The organism is Arthrobacter sp. 131MFCol6.1, assembly GCF_000374925.1.
Classification (GTDB): domain Bacteria; phylum Actinomycetota; class Actinomycetes; order Actinomycetales; family Micrococcaceae; genus Arthrobacter.
The window spans coordinates 166,001-186,731 of sequence record NZ_KB895542.1 but is presented as its reverse complement, the minus strand read 5'-3'; the positions used below and the strand labels follow the sequence as shown (position 1 = coordinate 186,731).

Below are 20,731 nucleotides of genomic sequence, written 5' to 3'. Positions count from 1 at the left end.
CAGTTCAGGGCTGCCCCGGAGGACATGCCCATTCATGGCGCAGGAGGCTGGGCATGTCCTGTGGCCTGTGGCACCGTTTGGCCTTGCGGGGGCTGGGCCCACGCGCTGCGGCCCCCGCGTGCGCCTACTCGGTGGCTACTGGCCTGCGAGGTCGTCGAAGTCCACGTCCTCGCCGTCGTCTTCGTCCGTGTCCTGGCCTTCGTCGTTCCGGTGCCGGTACATCAGCACGGCACCGGCGGCGGCCAGCAGGATCCCTGCGATGAGGAAGATGATGCCGCCGAGCCGGGCCGCGGTATAGGTGTCGCGGATGGCCCGGGCCTCGTCCGTGGCGTCCTGGACGTTCTTGCCGCCGACGGAATACACGGTGGCGTTAAAGGAGTCGAGGAAGAAAATGATCACCAAAAGCGCGACGGACACGACAGCGATCACCGCGCCGGCGATCAGCGCCGGTTTTGCGTAGCGGGCCAGCCCCTGCGGGCGCCGGCGCTCCTTCCCGGCGTCGTCGTTCCCGGCCGTGTCCTGCCCTGTCGTTTCCGCTGAGATGCTGTCGCCTGTGCCGCTGTCTTCCATGCCGTCAAGCCTAGCCCCCGCCGTCCGGTCACAGCGCGCCCGCGGACCTCAACTACGCTGGATGGCATGACTGACGCACCGCAGGAACATATTGCCCCGATCCTCACGCCCGAGGGCTGGGAGCTGCTGGCGTCGTTGGGGCCGTACCGCGAGGACGAGGCCTTCCGCCTCACGGCGGCGCTACGCAAGGCCGGCCACTCCCCCGAAATGGTCTCGGCCGTGCTCACCCAGTCCCGGCTGCGGACCAAGGCCGAGGCGAAGTTCGGCGAGTTCGCCCGGCAGATGATTTTCACCAAGGCCGGCCTGGAGCAGGCCACCCGGCTCACGGTGGCGGCAAGGCACGCGCAGCGGTTCGCGGAGGCCGGGATCGGCCACGTCGCGGATCTCGGCTGCGGGCTCGGGGCGGATTCGATGGCCCTGGCGTCCCTGGACTTGGTGGTCACCTCCGTGGAAAAGGACGAGGCCACGGCCGCCTGCGCCACGATGAACCTGATCCCGTTCCGCAATGCCACCGTGGTGCATTCCGATGCCACGTCGGTATCGCTCGAAGGGGTCGACGGCGTCTGGCTCGACCCCGCCCGGCGCACGACGTCCACTTCGGGAACCAAGCGGATCTGGGATCCGGAGGATTTCTCCCCGCCGCTGTCCTTCGTGGAGTCACTCGCCGGCTCCGGCCGCGCCGTCGGCGTGAAGATGGGCCCGGGCATGCCGCACGATTCCGTGCCTGCCGGCTGCGAGGCGCAGTGGGTCTCCGTGGGCGGGGACGTGACCGAGGTGGCCCTGTGGTTCAACGCGGTGCGGCGTCCCGGGGTGCGCCGCGCGGCCCTCGTGCTCGGACCCCTTGGCTCTGCTGAGCTCACCAGCGGCGAGGACTTCGGTGCCGGCCCGGTGGCGCCCGTGGGCCCCGTGGAGGGGTACCTGTATGAGCCCGACGGCGCGGTGATCCGCGCCGGCCTGGTGGCCGACGTCGCGCTCCAGCTGGGCGGGCACCTCGTGGACGAGCACATCGCCTACATCTGCGCCCCGGAGCTGCATGACACCCCGTTCGCCAGGGCGTACAGGGTCCTGGAGGTGATGCCGTTCAACGTCAAGGCACTCAAGTCCTGGGTCAAGGATCAAGGCATCGGGGTCCTGGACATCAAGAAACGCGGCACGGCTGTCACGCCGGAGGAGTTGCGCAAGCAACTCCTGCCCGGCGGCAGCGCCGCCAAGCACAAGGACAAGAAATCGGCCACCCTGGTCCTCACCAGGATCGGCGAGGACCGGGTGGCCATCTCGGTGGAGCCCGTCTAGCCCCGCCAGCGGGATCCCCCGGGCGCTAGCCCCGCCAGCGGGATCCCCCGGGCGCTAGCCCCGCCAGCGGGATCCCAGGGAAGGGGCCGGGCGGCCGGGTTACTGGGCCCGCGTGAACTCCTCGGCGGCCCGGATTTGCTCGTCGGTCGGCCGGACGCCGGTGTACAGCACGAACTGCTCGAGCGCCTGGATCGTGGCCACCTCGGCTCCGGTGATCACGGTCTTGCCGGCCGCGCGGCCGGCCTTGATGAGGGGCGTCTCGGCGGGGAGCGCGACGACGTCGAACACCACCTTGGCGGCGTCGATGGCCTCCTGCGGGAAGGGCAGCGCGGCGGCGTCCGGGCCGCCTGCCATACCGATAGGGGTGACGTTGATCAGCATGTCGGCCATGCCGTTACCGGACGCCGCAGAGCCCAGTTCGGCGCTCCAGGCGAAGCCGTACTGTTCGGCCAGGGCGCGGCCGGATTCTTCGTTGCGGGCCACGACGGTCACGTCCTTGAACCCGGCATCGCGCAGCGCGGCCACGGTGGCCTTGGCCATGCCGCCGGAGCCCAGGACCAGCACCGAGTAGTCCGTGGGGACCGCATTGCTCTGCAGGAGCTGCTCGATTGCGGTGTAGTCGGTGTTGTAGGCCGTGAGCCGGCCGCCGTCGTTGACGATGGTGTTGACCGAGTCGATGGCCTTCGCCGACGGGTCCATGACGTCAACGAGGGCGATCACGTCCTCCTTGTAAGGCATGGACACCGCGCAGCCGCGGATGCCGAGGCCGCGCACCCCGGCGATCGCCTGGGCGAGGTCGGTGGGGGCAAAGGCCTTGTAGATCCAGTTCAGGCCCAGCTGTTCGTACAGGTGGTTGTGGAAGCGCGTCCCGTTGTTGCTGGGCCGGGCCGAGAGCGAGATACACAGGGTCATGTCTTTGTTCAGTATGGGCACAGCTCCATTAAACGCCAGGATGGGTCCGGCCACCCGCGGCTCACCGCGCGACTGCCCGCGCCGTCGCTGACCAGCCACGTTGTGAATACACTCACGCACCAGCGGCAACTTTGACACCGTCCCGGGGCCGGCCCTGCACTAGACTTGGACCACCCGTAGCCCTGCCAGCCGCCCGGCCGGCGCCCTGGTATGTGGGAAATTGCACGTGACACCGCCGGTGCCACGTCCAGGGGCATGTCCGAGGGTGTTTGCCAGCGCATCTCCACACCAGGACCACGGCCAGGGACAGCAAAACAGTGAAGGGACCACATGAAGATCGAGTTCGCTTCATCCAGGCAGTCGACCCTAGGCGTGGAATGGGAGCTGGCGCTCGTCGACGCCGAGACCGGCGAGCTGGCCTCCGTGGCGAACCAGGTGCTGCGCGGCGTCGCTGCCCGGCATCCCGAACTCAATGAGGACGACGAGCACCCGCACATCAAGCAGGAGCTGCTGCTGAACACCGTGGAGCTCGTCACGGGCATCTGCACCACTGTTGCGGAGGCCAAGGCGGACCTGAGCAGCTCGCTCGCGGCGGTCCGGGACGTGACCGATCCGATGGGTGTGGAGATCTTTTGCGCCGGGAGCCACCCCTTCAGCCCGCCCCAGCTGCAGCCCGTCACGGACAAGGAACGCTACGCCAAGCTCATTGACCGGACCCAGTGGTGGGGCCGGCAGATGGTCATTTACGGCGTCCACGTGCACGTCGGACTCGACAGCCGGGACAAGGTCCTTCCGGTGCTGGACGGCCTGGTCAATTACTTCCCGCACTTCCAGGCGCTCTCCGCGTCCAGCCCTTTCTGGGGCGGCGAGGACACCGGATACGCCTCCCAGCGGGCGCTGATGTTCCAGCAGCTGCCGACCGCCGGGCTGCCTTTCCAGTTCTCCAGCTGGGAGGACTTCGAGGCGTACGCCCAGGACATGTTCACCACCGGCGTGATCGATTCCCTCTCGGAGATCCGCTGGGACATCCGGCCCGTCCCGCACTTCGGCACCATCGAGATGCGCATCTGCGACGGCCTGGCCACGCTCGAGGAAGTCGGCGCCATCGCCGCCCTGACGCAGTGCCTCGTCGACGAGTTTTCCACGACGCTGGACAACGGCGGCACCATACCCACCATGCCGCCCTGGCATGTCCAGGAGAATAAATGGCGGGCGGCCCGTTATGGCTTGGACGCAATCATCATCCTCGACGCCGCGGGCAACGAACAGCTCGTGACGGAGCACCTGCGCGAGACGCTCAAGCGGCTTGAGCCGGTGGCGGCGAAGCTGGGCTGCAGCGCCGAACTGGCCGACGTCGAGAAGATCATCGAGCGCGGCGCCGGCTACCAGCGGCAGCGCCGCGTCGCCGCCGAGCACGGCGGGGACCTGCGCGCCGTCGTCCTGGACCTGGTCAAGCAGATGCGCCAGGGCCCGGACGCCTAGCTCCGGCGCCAAGAGCCAGCATGGAGGCGGACGACGCCGCAGGCCGTCCTGGCTTCAGGCGGACGCAGCCTCAGGCGGAGACTGTCGTGACCGGCATCGAGGAATCCGGCGCAAAGCCGATCCCGCTCGGTTTCACGCCGGCCATCACCAGTTGCGCGCCGAGTGCCGCCACCATGGCGCCGTTGTCCGTGCACAGCGGCAGCGGCGGCACCGTCAGCCGGATCCCGGCGGCACTGCAGCGTTGTTCGGTGAGCTGGCGCAGCCGCGAGTTGGCGGCGACGCCCCCACCCAGGAGGACCTCCGTGATCCCGTTCTCGCGGCAGGCGAGCACCGCCTTGGAGGTAATGACATCCACCACGGCTTCCTGGAAGGCCGCGGCGATGTCGGCGACGGGGACCTCCTCGCCGCGGGCCTCGAACTGCTCCACGCAGCGGGCGACGGCGGTCTTGAGTCCGCTGAAGGACCAGTCGTAGCGGTGCGGTCCGGGTTCCTCGGCGGTCCCCATGTACTTGGGCTGGGTGAGCCCGCGCGGGAACCGGATGGCCTTGGCGTTGCCGGTGCGCGCCAGCTTGTCGATGGCCGGACCGCCCGGGTAGCCCAGGCCCAGGAGCCGCGCCACCTTGTCATAGGCTTCGCCGGCGGCGTCGTCGATCGTGGAGCCCAGCAGTTCGACGTCGTCCGTGATGCTCCGGATCCGCAGGATCTCGGTGTGGCCGCCGGAGACCAGGAGCGCGCCCATGTTCTCGGGCAGGGTTGGCTGCGCGGTCTGCTGAGTGGTTTGCTCCGGCGCGCCGACCGGCGTCGCGTTGCCCAACGGATTCACTGCGCCGCCGCCCTGCTGCAGGAGCCCGACGCCGACATGCGCCACCAGGTGGTTGATGGCGTAGAGCGGTTTGCCGGTGGCGACGGCGAGCGCCTTGGCCGCGCAGACCCCCACCATGAGGGCCCCCGCCAGGCCCGGCCCGGAGGTGACGGCGATCGCGTCGATGTCCGCGAGGGTCACGTCCGCCTCCGCGAGAGCCTCCTCGAGGGTGGGGACGAATGCGTCGAGGTGGGCGCGGGAGGCGATCTCGGGGATCACGCCGCCGAAGCGGACGTGTTCGTCCATGGAGGACGAGACGGTGTTCGTCAGCAGGGTGGTCCCCCGGACGATGCCGACGCCGGTTTCGTCGCAGGAGGACTCGATGCCGAGCACGAGCGGCTGGGTGCGGTTCATGGTCGGCCTGCTTCCGTTGGCTGGGGGCTGAGCGGTTCGCGGGGCAGCTGGAGCCGCATGATCAGGGCGTCGACGCCGTCGCGGTAGTAGCGAGGCCTGACGTGGATCTGTTCGAAGCCGAAGCGCAGGTAGAGCTGCTGGGCCCGGGGGTTGTCCGCCCTGACCTCGAGCAGCACGTCCTGAGCGTGGCGGCGCCGACTTTCCGCGATCAGCTCGGTGAGGAGGGCCGAGCCGATGCCCTTGCCTTCCTGCTCGGGCACCACGGCGATGGTCTGGACGTCCGAGATCGGTTCGATGCACATGAGCCCGGCATAGCCCACGATCCCGCCGTGGATCTCCGCCACAAGGTAGCGCCGGGTATCCGCCTGTGCCAGCTCGTCGTGGAACATCTGCAGCGGCCACGCATCCACGGGAAAGAGCCGGCGTTCCAGGGCGTGGACGGCGGGGATGTCCGCGGCGTCCATGTCCCGCAGGGTGACCCCGCCGGGCAGCCGGACGGCTCGCCCCGCGCTCACAGGGCACGCTTCCGAGGTCCGGGCACCTGGGCGTCGGATTCGCGCAGGTACAGGGGGGTGGAGTCCAGGAGCTGTTCCCCCGCGGAGAGCCGGGCAAGTGCGAACTGGCCCAGCGAGAGGGCCTCCGGCTGGCGGGTGCTGAATTCGGCGACCGCCTTGACGACGTCGGAGTAGATTCCTGCCCCGGCACCGTAGACGGGCAGATCCGGCAGATCCGCGGCGAATCCCACGTGCGGGCCGTCCTCCAGGTGCGGCAGCTGGGCATCGGAGAGGGTGTACCGGGCCCAGTACACTTCCTTGCGGCGCGCATCGGTGGCGACAATGAACTCCGCGGCCGAGTCGGTGGATTCGGCAACTTCCAGGGCGATCGCGTCCAGGCTCATGACGCCGAACAGCGGCTTGCCCCAGACAAACGCGAGGGTGCGGGCCGTGACGATCCCGGAGCGCAGTCCCGTGAACGGGCCGGGGCCGACGCCGGTGACGATAGCGTCGACGTCGCGCCCGCTGACTCCGGCCTCGGCCAGGAGCCCGTCGATTCCCGGGGCCAGGACCTCCGCATGGGTGCGCGTGTCCTCGGTGGCGAAGCTGGCCAGCACGGATTCCGGTGCGTCATCGGAGACCAGGGCGGCGCTGGCGACAGCTGAGGTGTCGATGGCGAGGATCAGCATCAGGGATTCCGTTCCGGGGTCTGGGGCAGGGGCTCGGCGCCGGGCGTGGCCTCGGGCAGCTCGGCGCCGGGCGTGGTCTCGGGCAGCGCCGCGGTGCCGGGCAGCGCCGGCGCTTCGGCCCAGCGCGGGCCGAAGCCGCGGATCACGACGGTCCGCAGCTCGTCGTCGTCGTCCGTGTCGAAGTCCAGAACGGGACCGGCGGCGGGCGTTTCGGCGTGCATTTCGGCGGGCGCGGCGGCACCTCCGCGGGTGCGGTGGAGTTCCACCTCCAGCCGGCTGTCGCTGAGGTGCTCAACCCGGCCGCGGCCCCACTCGACCACCGTCACGGCGCTGTCCATGGTGTTTTCCAGATCGATGTCGTCGATTTCAGCGGCCGACTCCAGCCGGTAGGCGTCCACATGCACCAGGTCCGGTCCGCCCGGCCGGGGTCCTTCGGGCAGGTTGGGATGGATGCGCACCAGGACAAAGGTCGGCGAAATGATGCCGGCCCGCACTCCCAGTCCCTCCCCCAGCCCCTGCGTGAACGTGGTCTTGCCGGCACCCAGTTCGCCGGTCAGGACCAGCAGATCTCCGGTTTCCAGCACGGCGCCGAGGGCCGCGGCGAGCGAATGCGTCTGAGCCGCGGTGTGGACCTCAAGGCTCCGTTCCCACGCGGGCCCGCTCACGGCCGCTCTTCGCCGGTGGAGGGCTCTTCGTTCAGGTAGCGGCGCGGCACGCGCGGGCTGATCCTGGTGACGATCTCGTAGTTATTGGTACCGGCGGCCCTTGCCCAGTCATCTGCCGTGGGTCCGCCGTCGGCGCCGTCGCCGAACAGCACCGCCTCGGCGCCGAGGATGCTCGGGCCTCCGGCCGCCACGTGGCGGGGTCCGAGGTCGATCACCATCTGGTCCATCGCGATGCGCCCCACCACCGGATAGTTCGTGCCCTCGACCCGGACGGGCCCACCGGTGGCGATGCGCGGGACGCCGTCGGCGTAGCCCAGCGGGATGAGCCCGAGGGTGCTGACACCGTCCGTGCGGTAGTTCAGCCCGTAGGAAACGCCCTGCCCGGCGGGCACGTCCTTGCAGTGCGAGACCACCGTGCGGACCGTCATGGCCGGGCGCAGCCCGAGCTCGGCCGGGCTCTGCCCTTCAAAGGGGGACAGCCCATACAGGCCCAGCCCCACACGGACCAGGTCAAAGTGGGTGTCCGGCCGGGAAAGGGTGGCCGGGGTGTTGGCGAGGTGGCGGACCTCGGGGTCCACGCCGGCGTCCTGGGCGACGGCGAGGACCTGGCGGAACGCGGCGAGCTGCTCGTCGGTTTCGGGCCGTTCGGGTTCGTCGGCAACGGCCAGGTGGGAGAAGATCCCCACGACCCGGAGCAGGCCCTGGTCCTGGTGTTCCATGGCCTCGCCGACCAGGCTGTCCCAAGCGTCGAGGGTGGCGCCGTTGCGGCCGAGCCCGGTGTCGACCTTCAGGTGCACGCGGGCGGGCCGTTCCTGCTCGCGGGCCGCGGCCACGATCCGGTCCAGTTCCCAGCCCGAGCAGCCGATGTCGATGCCGGCGGCCACCGCGGCGGCGAAGTTGCTGTCCGGGGTGTGCAGCCAGGCCAGCAGCGGCGCCTCGATCCCGGCGGCGCGCAGGGTGAGGGCCTCGGAGATGTGGGCGACGCCCAGCCAGCTGGCCCCCGCGCCGAGGGCGGCCCGGGCCACCTGGACGGCGCCGTGCCCGTAGGCGTCGGCCTTGACCACGGCCATGACCTGCGCGGGTGAGGCCACGGCTGCGATGCGGCGGACGTTGTGCCGGATGGCGTCGAGGTCGATTACGGCTGAGCGCTCCTCAGCATGGGCCGGCACTGCCGCCGAACCGGGCAGGAGATCGCCTGTTGCTGCTTGGTAAGTCACCTAACGATTCTAGGCGCGGGCGCTGCGGGCCGAATAATCGGCCGGGGCCGCCCACCGCGGGACATGCCCATTCCTCCCCGCGGGGCATGCCCAATCTTCACGCTCAAAGCCGCGCAGAACGGGTCCATGTCCAAGCCCCGGCCCCAGCGGAGGACATGTCCACTGGTGCCACGAACCCGGCCGGCACCCACCGAGGGACATGCCCAATCTTCACACCCAAGGCCGCACAGAACGGGTCCATGTCCAAGCCCCGGCCCCAGCGGAGGACATGTCCACTGGTGCCACGAACCCGGCCGGCACCCACCGTGGGACATGCCCAATCTTCACACCCAAGGCCGCACAGAACGGGTCCATGTCCAAGCCCTGGCCCCAGCGGAGGACATGTCCACTGGTGCCACGAACCCGGCCGGCACCCACCACGGGACATGTCCACTCGTGCCGGCCACGAAAGCCCCGGCCGCCCCGCCGGCTAAGCGTCGGACAGGTGGGCGATGGTCGCCGTCGCGCGCCGCTGGGCTTCGGGCGGGACATCGCGCACGATCTCCTCCAGGAAGCGGTAGCGGCGAAGCCATTGGCTGCTTTGCCGTTCCTTCCTGGCGTTGGCCCGCTGCCACCAGTCGGCAATGTCGCCCCAGCCGGGCGCGGCCAGCGAGCCGCCCACCTCCTGGACGGCCAGGGCGGCGCACAGATTGGCGAAGCGGAGCCGGTCTCCCAGCGGCCAGCCGGCCAGGGAGCCGACAATGAAGGCCGCACCGAAGCAGTCACCGGCGCCGGTGGGGTCGTAGGCTCGGACCGGCAGGGACGGGACCCACTCCTCCTCCCCCGTTTCCGAATCCACGGCCATGGATCCCTGGGCGCCGAGGGTGACCACCGCCACCGGAACCCGGTCCGCGAGCGAGTACAGGGCGGACCAAGGGTCGTCGCAGCCCGTGAAGTTCATGGCCTCGTGCTGGTTCGGCATAAAGGCGTGGAAATACTTCAGGTTTTCCAGCCGGGTCGAAGACCATGCGCCGGTGGGGTCCCAGCCGACGTCGCCGAACAGTTGGACGCCGTTCTTGTGCGCGTCGACAGCCCACGGTTCGAGTTCCTCCCCCAGCTCCGCAACGGCTGCGAGCGCCGGCGGCGGGCATCCGACCAGCTCGGTGGAGGTCACCGGCGCCGGGTGCCCGTGCGTCACCATGGACCGGTCCTTTTCCACGCTCAAGGACACTGTGACCGGAGAATGCCAGCCCGGAACACGCCGGGACAGGGACAGGTCCACGTGTTCCTGGGCGGCGAGGATCTTCCAGTTGTAGTCACCGTAGCCGTCATCGCCGAACACGGCGGCAAGACCGGTCCGCAGTCCCAGCCGGGAGGCGGCAATGGCCTGGTTGGCGACGCCCCCGGGGCAGCTGCCCATCCCGTCGCTCCAGATTTCCGTGCCGGGCTGCGGCGCGTGGGGCAGCCCGGTGAAGATGATGTCTTGGAACACCGTCCCGGTCAGGAGCAGGTCGAACCCGTCCGCGGCCGGGCTGCGGACGGCAGAGAGCGGATCAAATCGCCGCGCCGGGGTCGCGTCCATATACGGCACACTACGCTGTACCGCCGTCGAGGGAAACCAGGGGAAGCGGCGCCACGGCCGGCGCCCCGGCCGGCGGAAAATGCGGCGGGGAATAGACTGTCCGCATGCGGCTCACGATCGCCGGCGGGGGCGGCTTCCGCGTCCCCCTGGTCTACCGGGCGCTCTCTGCCGGGCCTTTCGCGGGGCTGGTGCGGGAGCTGGTGCTCTACGACGTCGACCCCGCCAGGCTGGCGGCCATCGAGGCGGTCCTGGCCTCCCTCGCCCGGCAGGGCCCGCCGGGTTCCGGCCCGCAGATCCGCGCCGTGTCCTCGCTCCCCGAGGCCCTCGACGGCGCCGACATGGTCTTCGCGGCCATCCGGCCCGGCGGCACCGCCGGGCGGACCGCCGACGAACGGATCGCCCTGGACCTCGGCCTCCTGGGCCAGGAAACCACCGGCGCCGGCGGGATCTCCTACGCGCTGCGCTCCATTCCGCCGATGCTGCGGCTCGCGGAGCAAATGCGGAGCCGCTGCCCCGGGGCGTGGCTGCTGAACTTCACCAACCCCGCCGGCATGGTCACGGAGGCCCTGCTCCCGGTGCTCGGTCCCAGGGTGATCGGGATTTGCGACTCCGCCAGCGGTCTGGTGCACCGCGCGGCGCGGGCCGCCGGCGTCGCGTTGCCGGAGGGCACGCTCGACGGCGTGGGCTACTACGGCCTGAACCACCTCGGCTGGCTGTACCGGCTGGGGGCCGGGGGCCGGGACGCCCTCCCGGCACTGCTCGCGAACCCTGCGGCGCTGTCGGAATTCGAGGAAGGCCGACTGTTCCCGCCCGGGTTGCTGGCCGGCCTTGGCTGCCTGCCGAATGAATATCTGTTCTACTACTACGACACCGTTCGGGCGGTGGCCGGCATGCGCGCCGCAGGGCAGACCCGGGGGGAATCCATCGCCCGGCAGCAGGCCGAACTGTATCCCCTGCTGGCTGCCGCCGGGCCGGAGGCCTTTGCGCTGTGGGAGGCCGCCCGCCGGTCCCGCGAGGAGGGATACCTCGCGGAGGCCCGCGTCTCGGGCGAACGCCGCGACGAGACCGACCTCGCCGGCGGCGGCTACGAGCGGGTGGCGCTGGCGGCCATGCGCGCCCTCTCCGGCGGCGGCGCGGCGGACCTGATCCTGAATACGCGCAACACCGTCACCACCGCCGGGTCCGCGGGCCCGGAAGCGGCCGGCGCCGGGTCCACCGCCGGGTCCGGAGCGCAGGCGGAGCAGGCGGTACCGGCTGTCCCGGGGCTGCCGGCCGACGCCGTCGTCGAAGTTCCGTGCCGGGTGACGCCCGACGGCGCCGAGCCGGTCCCGCAGGACCGTCCGGGACCGGCGCAACTGGAGCTGCTGCGGCGCGTCAAGGACGTCGAACGGCTCGTGGTGGAGGCGGCGACGACCGGCCGGCGGGAGGCGGCCCTCGCCGCGTTCGCCAGGCATCCGCTCGTGGATTCGGATGTCCTCGCCGGCAAACTGTTGGCCAGCTATGAAGCGGCGTTCCCGGAGCTGGGCCGTCTCTGGCACGGCGGCCCATAACGGCCCGCCGGCAGCAGCGGCCTGCCGACACTAGCGTCCCGCGGCACCGGGGCCGGCAGCCCTACAGCTTTCGGTACATCACGTGCAGGCCCACGTAGCCCAGTTCAGGGTGGTTGAACGCCTCGGGAATGGTCGCGAGCACCTCAAAGCCCATGGATTTCCACGCGGCCACGGCCCGGACGTTGCTTTCCACGACGGCGTTGAACTGCATGGCGCGGAAGCCGGCGTCGCGGGCGGCGTCGAGCGAATAGGCGCACAGGGCCCGGGCCAGTCCGCGGCCGGCCTGCGCCGGGTGAACCATGTAGCCCGCGTTGGCGACGTGGCTGCCGCCGCCGCCTTGGTTGGGGTGCAGTTCGCCGGTGCCAAGAACCGCACCCGTGTCGGAGGCAACCGCGACGAACGTCTGGCCCGGCGCCCGCTTGAACCAGCGCCCGCGGGCCTCCGCCTCTCCTGTGTCCCGGTCCCAGGTGAAGGTCTCCCCCGAACGGATGACAGGTTCCAGGATCGTCCAGATGCCCGGCCAGTCCTCCGGGCGGGCCTCGCGGATGGTCCAGCCGGCTGCGGGCTCCGGTCCTGTCGTTGTGTTCACAGCGGCCACGTTAGCAGCACGCCCCGGTCTGCGAACCGAACGGACCCGTGAACCGGCCGGCACTTCAGGAGTAATGTTTTATCGACATGCATTTGGCAGAGAGAAATGGGCAGAGGAAAGGGGAACCGTGTCGCTGATCCGCCGCGTCGCCTTCCTTTCCCTTCACACCTCGCCCATGGAGCAGCCCGGCTCCGGTGACGCCGGCGGCATGAACGTATACGTCCGGGCGCTGGCCGCAGCCCTCGCCGAGACCGGGGTGGAAGTGGAGATCTTCACCCGGTCCACCTCGGCCACTCAGCCCGCCGTCGAACACCCGTCCCCTGGCGTGTGCGTGCACAACGTCCTCGCCGGGCCGCCGCGGAAGCTGCCCAAGGAGGAGCTCCCGGGGCTGCTGCACAGCATGGTCGCCGAGATCAACCGGATCCGCCAGCTCCAGCCGCACGGCCGCTATGACGTCGTCCATTCCCACTACTGGGTTTCCGGGGTGGCCGGGCTGGAGCTCGCGGAGCTGTGGGGGCTGCCCCTCGTCCACACCATGCACACGATGGCGAAGGTCAAGAACCAGCTGCTCGAGTCCGGCGAACAGCCCGAGCCGCGGCGTCGCGAGGACGGCGAGCACCGGATTGTCGACGGCGCCACCCGGCTGATCGCCAACACCGGCACCGAAGCGGCCGAGCTGGTCTCGCATTACAACGCCGACATCGACCGCATCGACGTCGCGCCGCCCGGCGTGGACCTGGCCGTCTTCACCCCGGCCTTCCGGAACCGGGCCAGGGCCCAGCACGGCATCGCCCCGGGCAAGTTCCATCTGCTGTTCGCGGGCCGGATCCAGCGGCTCAAGGGCCCGCAGATCCTGATCAAGGCGGCCGCGCTCCTGCGCTCCCGGCGCCCGGACATCGACCTGCAGCTGACCATTCTGGGGGCCGTCAGCGGCGCCAAGGACTTCAACCTCAAGACGCTGATCAGCGCCGCCGGAATGGACGACGTCGCCACCCACCACCCGCCGGTGAACGCCCCGGAACTGGCCGGCTGGTACCGGTCCGCCGACGTCGTGGTGATGCCCTCCTACAGCGAGTCCTTTGGCCTTGTGGCGCTGGAGGCGCAGGCCTGCGGGACGCCGGTCCTCGCCACGAAAGTCGGCGGCCTCTCCCGCGCCGTCCAGGACGGGCGGACCGGGATGCTGATCGAGGGCCACAAGGCCAGCGACTGGGCGGACGCCCTCGAGTCGCTCTTCGACGATGCCCAAACGCGCACCGACATGGGGCGCGCCGCCGCGATCCATGCCCAGGATTTCGGCTGGCAGCGCACCGCCGCGATTACGCTGGAGAGCTACCACACCGCCGTGAGCCAGTATTTTGGAAGCCTGACCATCCCGGTGGGCCACACACCCTGAACCGGATCCACCCCCTCCAACCCCGCCCGGCAACACCGGACCGGGACAAACCCGCCGACGCCACGAGCCGAAGGACAACGATGTCTGAGACCACCACTGCCGGGAACACCGTCCCCAGCGACCTGGAAATTGCCCAGCGGGCAGTCATGAAGCCGATCGGGGAGATTGCGGCGGCCGCCGGCATCAACCCGGACGCGCTGGAACTCTACGGACCCTACAAGGCCAAGATCGATCCGGCGAAGCTGACCGTTCCGGCGGGCGCCCCCGCGCGCGCGCCCGGCAAGGTGGTGCTGGTCTCCGCGATGTCGCCCACCCCCGCCGGCGAAGGCAAGTCCACCACGACTGTTGGGCTCGCGGATTCCCTGGCCCGGGCCGGTCACAGCGTGATGATCGCGCTGCGCGAACCCTCGCTCGGCCCCATCCTGGGGATGAAGGGCGGCGCGACCGGCGGCGGCTACTCCCAGGTGCTGCCGATGGACCAGATCAACCTGCACTTCACCGGCGATTTCCACGCCATCACCTCGGCGAACAATGCCCTCATGGCCCTCGTGGACAACCACATCTTCCAGGGCAACGAGCTGAACATCGATCCGCGCCGGATGACGTTCAAACGCGTCCTGGACATGAACGACCGGTCCCTCCGGGAGGTCGTGATCGGCCTCGGCGGGCCGGCCCAGGGCACGCCGCGGCAGGATGGCTTCGACATCACCGTGGCCTCGGAGATCATGGCCGTGTTCTGCCTCGCCACGGACCTGAACGATTTGCGCGACCGGCTGGGCCGGATCACGTTCGGCTACACCTACGACCGCCGGCCCGTCACCGTGGCCGAGCTCGGCGTCCAGGGCGCCCTGACCATGCTGCTCAAGGACGCGATCAAGCCCAACCTCGTGCAGACCATCGCCGGCACCCCGGCGCTGGTGCACGGCGGGCCCTTCGCCAACATCGCCCACGGCTGCAACTCCCTCATCGCCACGCAAACGGCCCGCAGCCTTGCGGACATCGTCGTCACCGAGGCGGGGTTCGGCGCGGACCTCGGGGCCGAAAAGTACATGGACATCAAGGCGCGCATGGCCGACGTCGCCCCGTCCGCCGTCGTCCTCGTGGCCACCGTTCGGGCGCTGAAGATGCACGGCGGCGTGCCGAAAGACATGCTCAAGGAGCCCAACGTGGAGGCGCTGGCCGCCGGCGTCGCCAATCTGCGGCGCCACATCCGCAACGTCGAGAAGTTCGGGATCATCCCGGTCGTGGCGGTCAACAAATTCTCCACGGACACCACCGAGGAGCTGGACTGGCTGCTTCAGTGGTGCGCCGCGGAGGGGGTCCAGGCCGCGGTGGCCGATGTCTGGGGCCGCGGCGGTGGCGGCGACGGCGGCGACGAGCTCGCGGCGAAGGTGGCCGCCGCGATCGATGCCCCGCACGGCTTCCGGCACCTGTACCCGCTGGAGATGTCCGTGGAGGACAAGATCCGGACCATCGTGCAGGAGGTCTACGGTGCCGACGGCGTGGACTTCTCGGTGCCGGCGCTCAAACGGCTGGTCGAGATCGAGAAGAACGGCTGGTCCGGGATGCCGGTGTGCATGGCGAAGACCCAGTACTCCTTCACCGACGACGCCACCCGGCTCGGCGCGCCCAAGGGCTTCACCATCCACGTCCGGGACCTCATCCCCAAGACCGGCGCTGGCTTCATCGTGGCCCTCACCGGCGCCGTGATGACCATGCCGGGCCTGCCCAAGGTGCCCGCGGCGATGCGGATGGACGTCGACGACGCCGGCAACCCCGTCGGCCTCTTCTAAAGCCCCTCCCACCCCCTTGTTGCGCTATCACTTTGGGCTGCCATTCCGGCGGTTTGACCGCTCCAAGTGATAGCGCAACGGGGGCCTGTGGATAACCGGAGCGGCGACCCGGGGTTCGGACAAGAATGGTCCGCATGCACCCACCAGCACCCCTGCCGGCCCACCTTTCCACGGCCCCGTTCACGGTCTATGAGGCGCGGGCCGCGAGCCTGGGCAGTGCCCGGCTCCGTTCCTCCGACCTGACCTCGGCGGGCCGGCTGATCCATGTGCCGGCGGGCTGGGAATTTGAATTCCGAAGCCTGGCCCGTGCCCTGTCATCCGCGACGCCGGGCGCGTGGATTTCGCACCTCACGGCCGCCGTCCTGCTGGGACTGTGGCTCCCGCCCTGGTACCGCGGCTGCCGCGAACTGCATCTCAGCAAGCGCAGGGCCCTGCCGCCGGTCCGGCGTGAGGGCGTGGTCGGGCACACGGTCCTTGCGTTCGACGACGAGCTCATGGTCCTGGACGGCATCCGGATATCAACACCCGCCCGGACCTGGCTGGACCTTGCCCGCATCGTGCCGCTGGATGATCTCGTGGCAGTGGGCGACCAACTCGTGCGCCGGCCACGCCCTGAACTGGAGGGCCGCACCGAGCCGTGGGCCACCCTTCCCCAGCTGACGGCGATGCTGGCGCGGCACCCAAAGCTCAAGGGGATCGTGAAAGCACGAGCGGCGACGGCGCTCATCCGGCCCGGTGCCGACTCGGCCCCCGAGACGTTCCTGCGCCTGGCGCTGATCGCGGCCGGCTTGCCCGAGCCGGAGTTGCAGCTCCGGATTGTGCCGGAAGACCCCTACTCCCCCGCCGCTGACCTCGGCTACCGCCGGCAGCGGGTGGCCATCCAGTACGACGGCGGGCACCACCTGACACGCGAACAGCAGTCCCTGGACAACAGGCGCGACGAATCGTTCAACACGGCCGGCTGGCGGTATTTCAAGTTCAACGCCGACGATCTTGCGGATGACTTCCGTGGCGCGGCCCAAAGAGTCCGGTCCGCCTTTCGTCCCCGTTAAACGCCGGTTGCCCTATCACTTGCAGCGGCCAAACCAGAGGTTTGGGAGCCGTAAGTGATAGGGCAACCGGGGGTGGGGAAGGCGGTTAGCGCTCCAGGTCGCCGCGGATGAAGGCCTCGACCTTTTCACGGGCGAGGTCGTCGTTGAACTGCTCCGGCGGGGACTTCATGAAGTAGCTCGACGCCGAGACCAGCGGGCCGCCGATGCCGCGGTCCAGGCCGATCTTGGCGGCACGGATGGCGTCGATGATCACGCCGGCTGAGTTGGGCGAGTCCCAGACTTCGAGCTTGTATTCCAGGGACACCGGGGCGTCGCCGAAGTTGCGGCCCTCGAGGCGGACGAAGGCCCACTTGCGGTCATCGAGCCACTGGACGTAGTCGGACGGGCCGATGTGGACGTCCTTGGCGGCGAGCTCGGCCTCGACGTTGGAGGTGACGGCCTGGGTCTTGGAGATCTTCTTGGACTCCAGGCGGTCGCGCTCAAGCATGTTCTTGAAGTCCATGTTGCCGCCGACGTTCAGCTGGTAGGTGCGGTCCAGGGTGACGCCGCGGTCCTCGAACAGCTTGGCCATGACGCGGTGCGTGATGGTGGCACCGATCTGGCTCTTGATGTCATCGCCCACGATCGGCACGCCCGCGGCGGTGAACTTGTCCGCCCACTCCTTGGTGCCGGCCAGGAACACCGGCAGGGCGTTGACGAACGCCACGCCGGCATCGATCGCGCACTGGGCGTAGAACTCGGCGGCCTGCTGGGACCCGACCGGCAGGTAGCAGACCATGACGTCAACCTGGGCGTCCTTGAGGGCCTGGACGACGTCGACCGGCTCCTCCGGGGACTGCTCGATGGTCTCGAGGTAGTACTTGCCCAGGCCGTCCAGGGTGTGGCCGCGCTGGACGGTGACACCGGTCGGCGGGACGTCGGCGATCTTGATGGTGTTGTTTTCGCTGGCCAGGATGGCGTCGGACAGGTCCTGCCCCACCTTCTTGCCGTCGACGTCGAAGGCGGCAACGAACTGGACGTCGCCGACGTGGTACTGGCCGAACTCCACGTGCATCAGGCCCGGGATCGTGGCCTTGGGGTCGGCGTCTTTGTAGTACTGGACGCCCTGGACCAGCGAAGCGGCGCAGTTACCTACGCCGACGATTGCAACACGAATCGGATGTGAAGACACGGAACTCCTTTTGAGAAACAAGGGTGACCGGCGCGGCCGCACTCTGGTGTACTGCATCAGTTGTGCGGGCGGCAGGCGGACACGGCGCCGTAAGGCGCCCTTAGTAGTCTAGTCAACGCCACCGGGGCCGCGGTTGTTCCCCGGCGGCCCCGGCGCTTGTGTAACCGCGGGTGCTTTCTACTTCTGCGCCCACAGGTTGATGTCGGATTCGACGGCGAATTCATCGATCGCGTCGACCTCATCGGCGGTGAAACCCAGGTTGTTGATCGCAGACAGGGTGTCCTCGAGCTGCCGGACGCTGGACGCGCCGACCAGCGCCGACGTGACCGAGGTGCCCTTGCCCTGCTCGCGCAGGATCCAGGCGATGGCCATCTGCGCGAGGGACTGCCCGCGGCTTTCGGCGATCCGGTTGAGCCCGCGTATCCGGTCCAGCTTGTCCTCGGTGATCATGCCTTGGTCCAGGGACTTGTCCTGGGCGGCGCGGGAGTCGGCCGGAATGCCCTTCAGGTAGCGGTCGGTCAGCATGCCCTGCGCCAGCGGCGAGAAGGCGATCGACCCCGCGCCCACCTGCTCCAGCGCCTCGAAGAGGTTGGGGCTGCCGTTCTCGGTCCAGCGGTTGAGCATGGAGTAGCTGGGCTGGTGGATCAGCAGCGGCGTGCCGAGTTCCTTCAGGATCCCCGCGGCCTCGAGAGTCTGTTCCGGGGTGTAGGAGGAGATGCCGGCGTAGAGCGCCTTGCCGGAGCGGACGGCCTGGTCCAGGGCGCCCATGGTCTCTTCCATGGGCGTTTCGGGGTCCGGGCGGTGGCTGTAGAAGATGTCCACGTAGTCCAGGCCCATCCGGCCCAGCGACTGGTCCAGGCTGGCCAGCAGGTACTTGCGGGAGCCAAAGTTGCCGTACGGGCCCGGCCACATGTCGTAGCCGGCCTTGCTGGAGATGATCAGTTCGTCGCGGTACGGCTTGAAGTCGTCCTGGAAGTGGCGGCCAAAGTTGGTCTCGGCGCTGCCGTAGGGCGGGCCGTAGTTGTTGGCGAGGTCGAAGTGGGTGACGCCGAGGTCGAAGGCGCGGCGCAGGATGGCGCGCTGGACTTCGAACGGCTTGTCGTCGCCGAAGTTGTGCCACAGGCCCAGTGAGATGGCCGGGAGTTTCAGGCCGCTGCGCCCCACGCGGCGGTAGGGCATGGAGTCGTAGCGGGTGTCAGCTGCCAAATATGTCATACGTCAGATCCTGCCTTAGTGGGTGAGTATCGCGGCGCTGTGGCCGGGTAGATGCAGCGGTGTGGCCGGCGGCGGGCCGCCGGCAGCGGGCTCCGCGCCGCCAGACGCGCCGGAAGCCGGGTCCAGCCGGACGCCGTCGTCGGTTGCCAGGGCGAGGGCCGCGCCTCGGACCGGGAGCCGCCGCGCCTCGGCGGAAAAGTTCATCGCCACCTCGGTGCTGCCGCGGCGCAGCAGCAGCCAGCCCTCGTCCTCGCTGATGTCGACGGAGGTGTCCTCGAAGCCTGGTTCAGTCAGGTCCGGCGTGGTGCGGCGCAGCGCGATGAGTGCCCGGTACAGCTCCAGGAGGCGGGCGTGGTCGCCTCCGGAAGCCTCGGCCCAGTCCAGCTTGGACCGGGTGAAGGTCTCCGGATCCTGCGGATCGGGAACGACGGCGGGGTCCCAGCCCATGCGCTCGAACTCCCTGATCCGGCCCTCGGCCGTCGCCTTGCCCAGCTCCGGTTCCGGGTGGGAGGTGAAGAACTGCCACGGGGTGGTGGCCCCGTATTCCTCGCCCATGAACAGCATGGGCGTGAACGGCGAGGTCAGGGTGGCGACGGCGGCGAGCGCGAGCGGCCCGTAGCCCAGGGTCTGGGACAGCCTGTCCCCGGCGGCCCGGTTGCCGATCTGGTCGTGGTTCTGGCTGCACACCACCAGCGCGGCCGGGTGGACCTGGGCCGGGTCGATGGGCCGGCCGTGGTGGCGGGCGCGGAAGCTGGAGTAGCTGCCGTCGTGGAAGAAGCCGCGCTTCAGGACCTTGGCCAGCGCCCCGAGCGAGTCGAAGTCGGCATAGTAGCCGGTGGTTTCGCCGCTGACGTTGACGTGGACGGCGTGGTGGAAGTCATCGCTCCACTGCCCGGCCAGCCCGTACCCGTTGGTGTCCCGCGGGTAGAGCAGGCGCGGGTTGTTCAGGTCCGATTCCGCGATCATCGTGGCCGGGCGTCCGGTCTCGGCGGCTATTTGGTCGGCGAGGGCGCCGAAGTCCTCCAGCAGGTGCACGGCGCGCTCGTCCTTGAAGGCGTGCACGGCGTCCAGCCGCAGGCCGTCCACGTGGTAGTCCCGCAGCCACATCGCGGCGTTGTCCAGGATGTAGCGGCGCACCTCGTCCGATTCCGGGCCGTCCAGGTTGACCGAGTCGCCCCAGGTGTTGCCCTCCCCCGATTTCAGGTAGGGCCCGAACCGGGGAAGATAGTTCCCGCTGGGGCCGAGGTGGTTGTAGACCACGTCCTGGATGACGCCGAGGCCGGCGGCGTGGGCGGCGTCCACGAAGCGCTGGTACGCGGCGGGTCCGCCGTAGCCTTCGTGCACGGCGTACCAGAGGACACCGTCGTAGCCCCAGTTGTGGGTGCCGTTGAACCCGTTGACCGGCAGCAGCTCCACGAAGTCGATGCCCAGCTCCGCCAGGTACGCCAGCTTCCCTGCCGCGGCGTCGAGTGTTCCCTCCGGCGTGAAGGTGCCCACATGGAGTTCGTAAATGACAGCGCCCTTGAGCTCCCGGCCCGCCCACTGGCCGTCGGCCCACTGGTGGCGTCCGGCGTCGAACGTGCGGGAGAGCGCGTGCACGCCCGCGGGCTGGCGGCGGGAGCGCGGGTCCGGCAGCGGGGTGGGATCCCCGTCCACCAGGTAGCCGTAGTCCACGTCCCCGGCGGCGGGCGCCCCGGCGGCGGTCCACCAGCCGGGCGCCTCCGCGCCGCGGCGGGTCATGTCGTACTTCCGGCCGTCAGCGAGGAGCGTGACCGCCTGGGCTTCCGGTGCCCAGAGATCGAAGCGGTCGCTTCCGTGTGCAGGCAAGGTCATGGCATTCTTCCGTTCCCCATGTCGGTACTTCTTCGT

Annotated in this window: 18 protein-coding genes; 6 read left to right on the top strand and 12 right to left on the bottom strand. The window is 69.6% G+C overall.

Annotated elements, in window-relative coordinates; translation table 11 throughout:
• Positions 1 to 135 precede the first annotated feature (135 nt).
• Positions 136 to 570, bottom strand: a complete 435-nt coding sequence (locus tag C566_RS21030; protein WP_018773734.1) for a hypothetical protein — start codon at positions 568 to 570, stop codon at positions 136 to 138.
• 66 nt (positions 571 to 636) lie between these two features.
• On the opposite strand from C566_RS21030, the gene C566_RS0107610 reads away from it, so the two are divergent.
• Complete coding sequence (locus C566_RS0107610) at positions 637 to 1,863, top strand: class I SAM-dependent methyltransferase (RefSeq protein WP_018773733.1); 1,227 nt, start codon at positions 637 to 639, stop codon at positions 1,861 to 1,863.
• Positions 1,864 to 1,962: 99 nt separating this feature from the next.
• Here C566_RS0107610 and C566_RS0107605 read toward each other — a convergent pair whose 3' ends face one another.
• A complete protein-coding gene (locus tag C566_RS0107605) occupies positions 1,963 to 2,796 on the bottom strand; it encodes a shikimate 5-dehydrogenase (protein WP_269210538.1) in 834 nt (277 codons plus the stop codon).
• A 309-nt stretch (positions 2,797 to 3,105) separates the two neighbouring features.
• On the opposite strand from C566_RS0107605, the gene C566_RS0107600 reads away from it, so the two are divergent.
• Positions 3,106 to 4,257 (top strand): glutamate--cysteine ligase, encoded by a 1,152-nt coding sequence (locus C566_RS0107600; RefSeq protein WP_018773731.1) that lies wholly within the window; start codon positions 3,106 to 3,108, stop codon positions 4,255 to 4,257.
• 70 nt (positions 4,258 to 4,327) lie between these two features.
• On the opposite strand, the gene tsaD is transcribed toward C566_RS0107600, so the two are convergent.
• From tsaD to C566_RS0107570, 6 genes are all read right to left on the bottom strand, one after another.
• On the bottom strand, positions 4,328 to 5,473 hold the full coding sequence (gene tsaD / locus C566_RS0107595) for a tRNA (adenosine(37)-N6)-threonylcarbamoyltransferase complex transferase subunit TsaD (RefSeq protein ID WP_018773730.1): 1,146 nt from the start codon (positions 5,471 to 5,473) through the stop codon (positions 4,328 to 4,330).
• Positions 5,470 to 5,937, bottom strand: a complete 468-nt coding sequence (gene rimI / locus C566_RS0107590; RefSeq protein ID WP_051082277.1) for a ribosomal protein S18-alanine N-acetyltransferase — start codon at positions 5,935 to 5,937, stop codon at positions 5,470 to 5,472. The genes tsaD and rimI overlap by 4 nt, the downstream gene beginning before the upstream one ends.
• Before the next feature lie 47 nt (positions 5,938 to 5,984).
• The gene (tsaB, locus tag C566_RS0107585; RefSeq protein ID WP_018773728.1) at positions 5,985 to 6,656 is read right to left on the bottom strand and encodes a tRNA (adenosine(37)-N6)-threonylcarbamoyltransferase complex dimerization subunit type 1 TsaB; all 672 of its coding nucleotides are present in this window, start codon (positions 6,654 to 6,656) and stop codon (positions 5,985 to 5,987) included.
• Positions 6,656 to 7,321, bottom strand: a complete 666-nt coding sequence (gene tsaE, locus C566_RS0107580; protein WP_018773727.1) for a tRNA (adenosine(37)-N6)-threonylcarbamoyltransferase complex ATPase subunit type 1 TsaE — start codon at positions 7,319 to 7,321, stop codon at positions 6,656 to 6,658. The genes tsaB and tsaE overlap by 1 nt, the downstream gene beginning before the upstream one ends.
• A complete protein-coding gene (alr, locus tag C566_RS0107575; RefSeq protein WP_018773726.1) occupies positions 7,318 to 8,538 on the bottom strand; it encodes an alanine racemase in 1,221 nt (406 codons plus the stop codon). Before alr ends, tsaE begins: the two co-directional genes overlap by 4 nt.
• A 469-nt stretch (positions 8,539 to 9,007) precedes the next feature.
• Positions 9,008 to 10,099, bottom strand: a complete 1,092-nt coding sequence (locus C566_RS0107570) for a carbohydrate kinase family protein (RefSeq protein ID WP_018773725.1) — start codon at positions 10,097 to 10,099, stop codon at positions 9,008 to 9,010.
• A gap of 104 nt (positions 10,100 to 10,203) precedes the next feature.
• On the opposite strand from C566_RS0107570, the gene C566_RS0107565 reads away from it, so the two are divergent.
• The gene (locus C566_RS0107565; protein WP_018773724.1) at positions 10,204 to 11,649 is read left to right on the top strand and encodes a family 4 glycosyl hydrolase; all 1,446 of its coding nucleotides are present in this window, start codon (positions 10,204 to 10,206) and stop codon (positions 11,647 to 11,649) included.
• Positions 11,650 to 11,710: 61 nt separating this feature from the next.
• On the opposite strand, the gene C566_RS0107560 is transcribed toward C566_RS0107565, so the two are convergent.
• Positions 11,711 to 12,238: a GNAT family N-acetyltransferase gene (locus tag C566_RS0107560; RefSeq protein WP_018773723.1), complete on the bottom strand. Its 528-nt coding sequence runs from the start codon at positions 12,236 to 12,238 to the stop codon at positions 11,711 to 11,713.
• A gap of 127 nt (positions 12,239 to 12,365) precedes the next feature.
• Between C566_RS0107560 and mshA the strand changes: the two genes are divergently transcribed.
• The 3 genes from mshA to C566_RS0107545 all read left to right on the top strand — a co-directional run bounded on the left by mshA (position 12,366) and on the right by C566_RS0107545 (position 16,476).
• Positions 12,366 to 13,631 carry a D-inositol-3-phosphate glycosyltransferase gene (gene mshA, locus C566_RS0107555; protein ID WP_018773722.1) on the top strand — a complete coding sequence of 422 codons (1,266 nt, stop codon included), beginning with the start codon at positions 12,366 to 12,368 and terminating at the stop codon, positions 13,629 to 13,631.
• Between the two features lie 80 nt (positions 13,632 to 13,711).
• Positions 13,712 to 15,424, top strand: a complete 1,713-nt coding sequence (locus tag C566_RS0107550; RefSeq protein ID WP_018773721.1) for a formate--tetrahydrofolate ligase — start codon at positions 13,712 to 13,714, stop codon at positions 15,422 to 15,424.
• A 134-nt stretch (positions 15,425 to 15,558) separates the two neighbouring features.
• Positions 15,559 to 16,476, top strand: a complete 918-nt coding sequence (locus tag C566_RS0107545) for a DUF559 domain-containing protein (protein WP_018773720.1) — start codon at positions 15,559 to 15,561, stop codon at positions 16,474 to 16,476.
• An 85-nt stretch (positions 16,477 to 16,561) separates the two neighbouring features.
• On the opposite strand, the gene C566_RS0107540 is transcribed toward C566_RS0107545, so the two are convergent.
• The 3 genes from C566_RS0107540 to treZ form a co-directional block, all read right to left on the bottom strand.
• On the bottom strand, positions 16,562 to 17,647 hold the full coding sequence (locus C566_RS0107540; RefSeq protein WP_018773719.1) for an inositol-3-phosphate synthase: 1,086 nt from the start codon (positions 17,645 to 17,647) through the stop codon (positions 16,562 to 16,564).
• Between the two features lie 177 nt (positions 17,648 to 17,824).
• Positions 17,825 to 18,862 (bottom strand): L-glyceraldehyde 3-phosphate reductase, encoded by a 1,038-nt coding sequence (mgrA, locus tag C566_RS0107535; protein WP_018773718.1) that lies wholly within the window; start codon positions 18,860 to 18,862, stop codon positions 17,825 to 17,827.
• Between the two features lie 15 nt (positions 18,863 to 18,877).
• A complete protein-coding gene (gene treZ / locus C566_RS0107530) occupies positions 18,878 to 20,695 on the bottom strand; it encodes a malto-oligosyltrehalose trehalohydrolase (RefSeq protein ID WP_018773717.1) in 1,818 nt (605 codons plus the stop codon).
• Between the last annotated feature and the right edge of the window lie 36 nt (positions 20,696 to 20,731).

What these genes read in the sequence shown, in the direction of transcription:
- C566_RS21030 (WP_018773734.1), bottom strand. Translation starts at nt 570, where the DNA reads ATGGAAGACAGCGGCACAGGCGACAGCATCTCAGCGGAAACGACAGGG.
- C566_RS0107600 (WP_018773731.1), top strand. Translation starts at nt 3,106, where the DNA reads ATGAAGATCGAGTTCGCTTCATCCAGGCAGTCGACCCTAGGCGTGGAA.
- C566_RS0107545 (WP_018773720.1), top strand. Translation starts at nt 15,559, where the DNA reads ATGCACCCACCAGCACCCCTGCCGGCCCACCTTTCCACGGCCCCGTTC.
- C566_RS0107570 (WP_018773725.1), bottom strand. Translation starts at nt 10,099, where the DNA reads ATGGACGCGACCCCGGCGCGGCGATTTGATCCGCTCTCTGCCGTCCGC.
- tsaD (WP_018773730.1), bottom strand. Translation starts at nt 5,473, where the DNA reads ATGAACCGCACCCAGCCGCTCGTGCTCGGCATCGAGTCCTCCTGCGAC.
- rimI (WP_051082277.1), bottom strand. Translation starts at nt 5,937, where the DNA reads ATGGACGCCGCGGACATCCCCGCCGTCCACGCCCTGGAACGCCGGCTC.
- C566_RS0107565 (WP_018773724.1), top strand. Translation starts at nt 10,204, where the DNA reads ATGCGGCTCACGATCGCCGGCGGGGGCGGCTTCCGCGTCCCCCTGGTC.
- mgrA (WP_018773718.1), bottom strand. Translation starts at nt 18,862, where the DNA reads ATGACATATTTGGCAGCTGACACCCGCTACGACTCCATGCCCTACCGC.
- treZ (WP_018773717.1), bottom strand. Translation starts at nt 20,695, where the DNA reads ATGACCTTGCCTGCACACGGAAGCGACCGCTTCGATCTCTGGGCACCG.
- C566_RS0107610 (WP_018773733.1), top strand. Translation starts at nt 637, where the DNA reads ATGACTGACGCACCGCAGGAACATATTGCCCCGATCCTCACGCCCGAG.
- C566_RS0107550 (WP_018773721.1), top strand. Translation starts at nt 13,712, where the DNA reads ATGTCTGAGACCACCACTGCCGGGAACACCGTCCCCAGCGACCTGGAA.
- tsaB (WP_018773728.1), bottom strand. Translation starts at nt 6,656, where the DNA reads ATGCTGATCCTCGCCATCGACACCTCAGCTGTCGCCAGCGCCGCCCTG.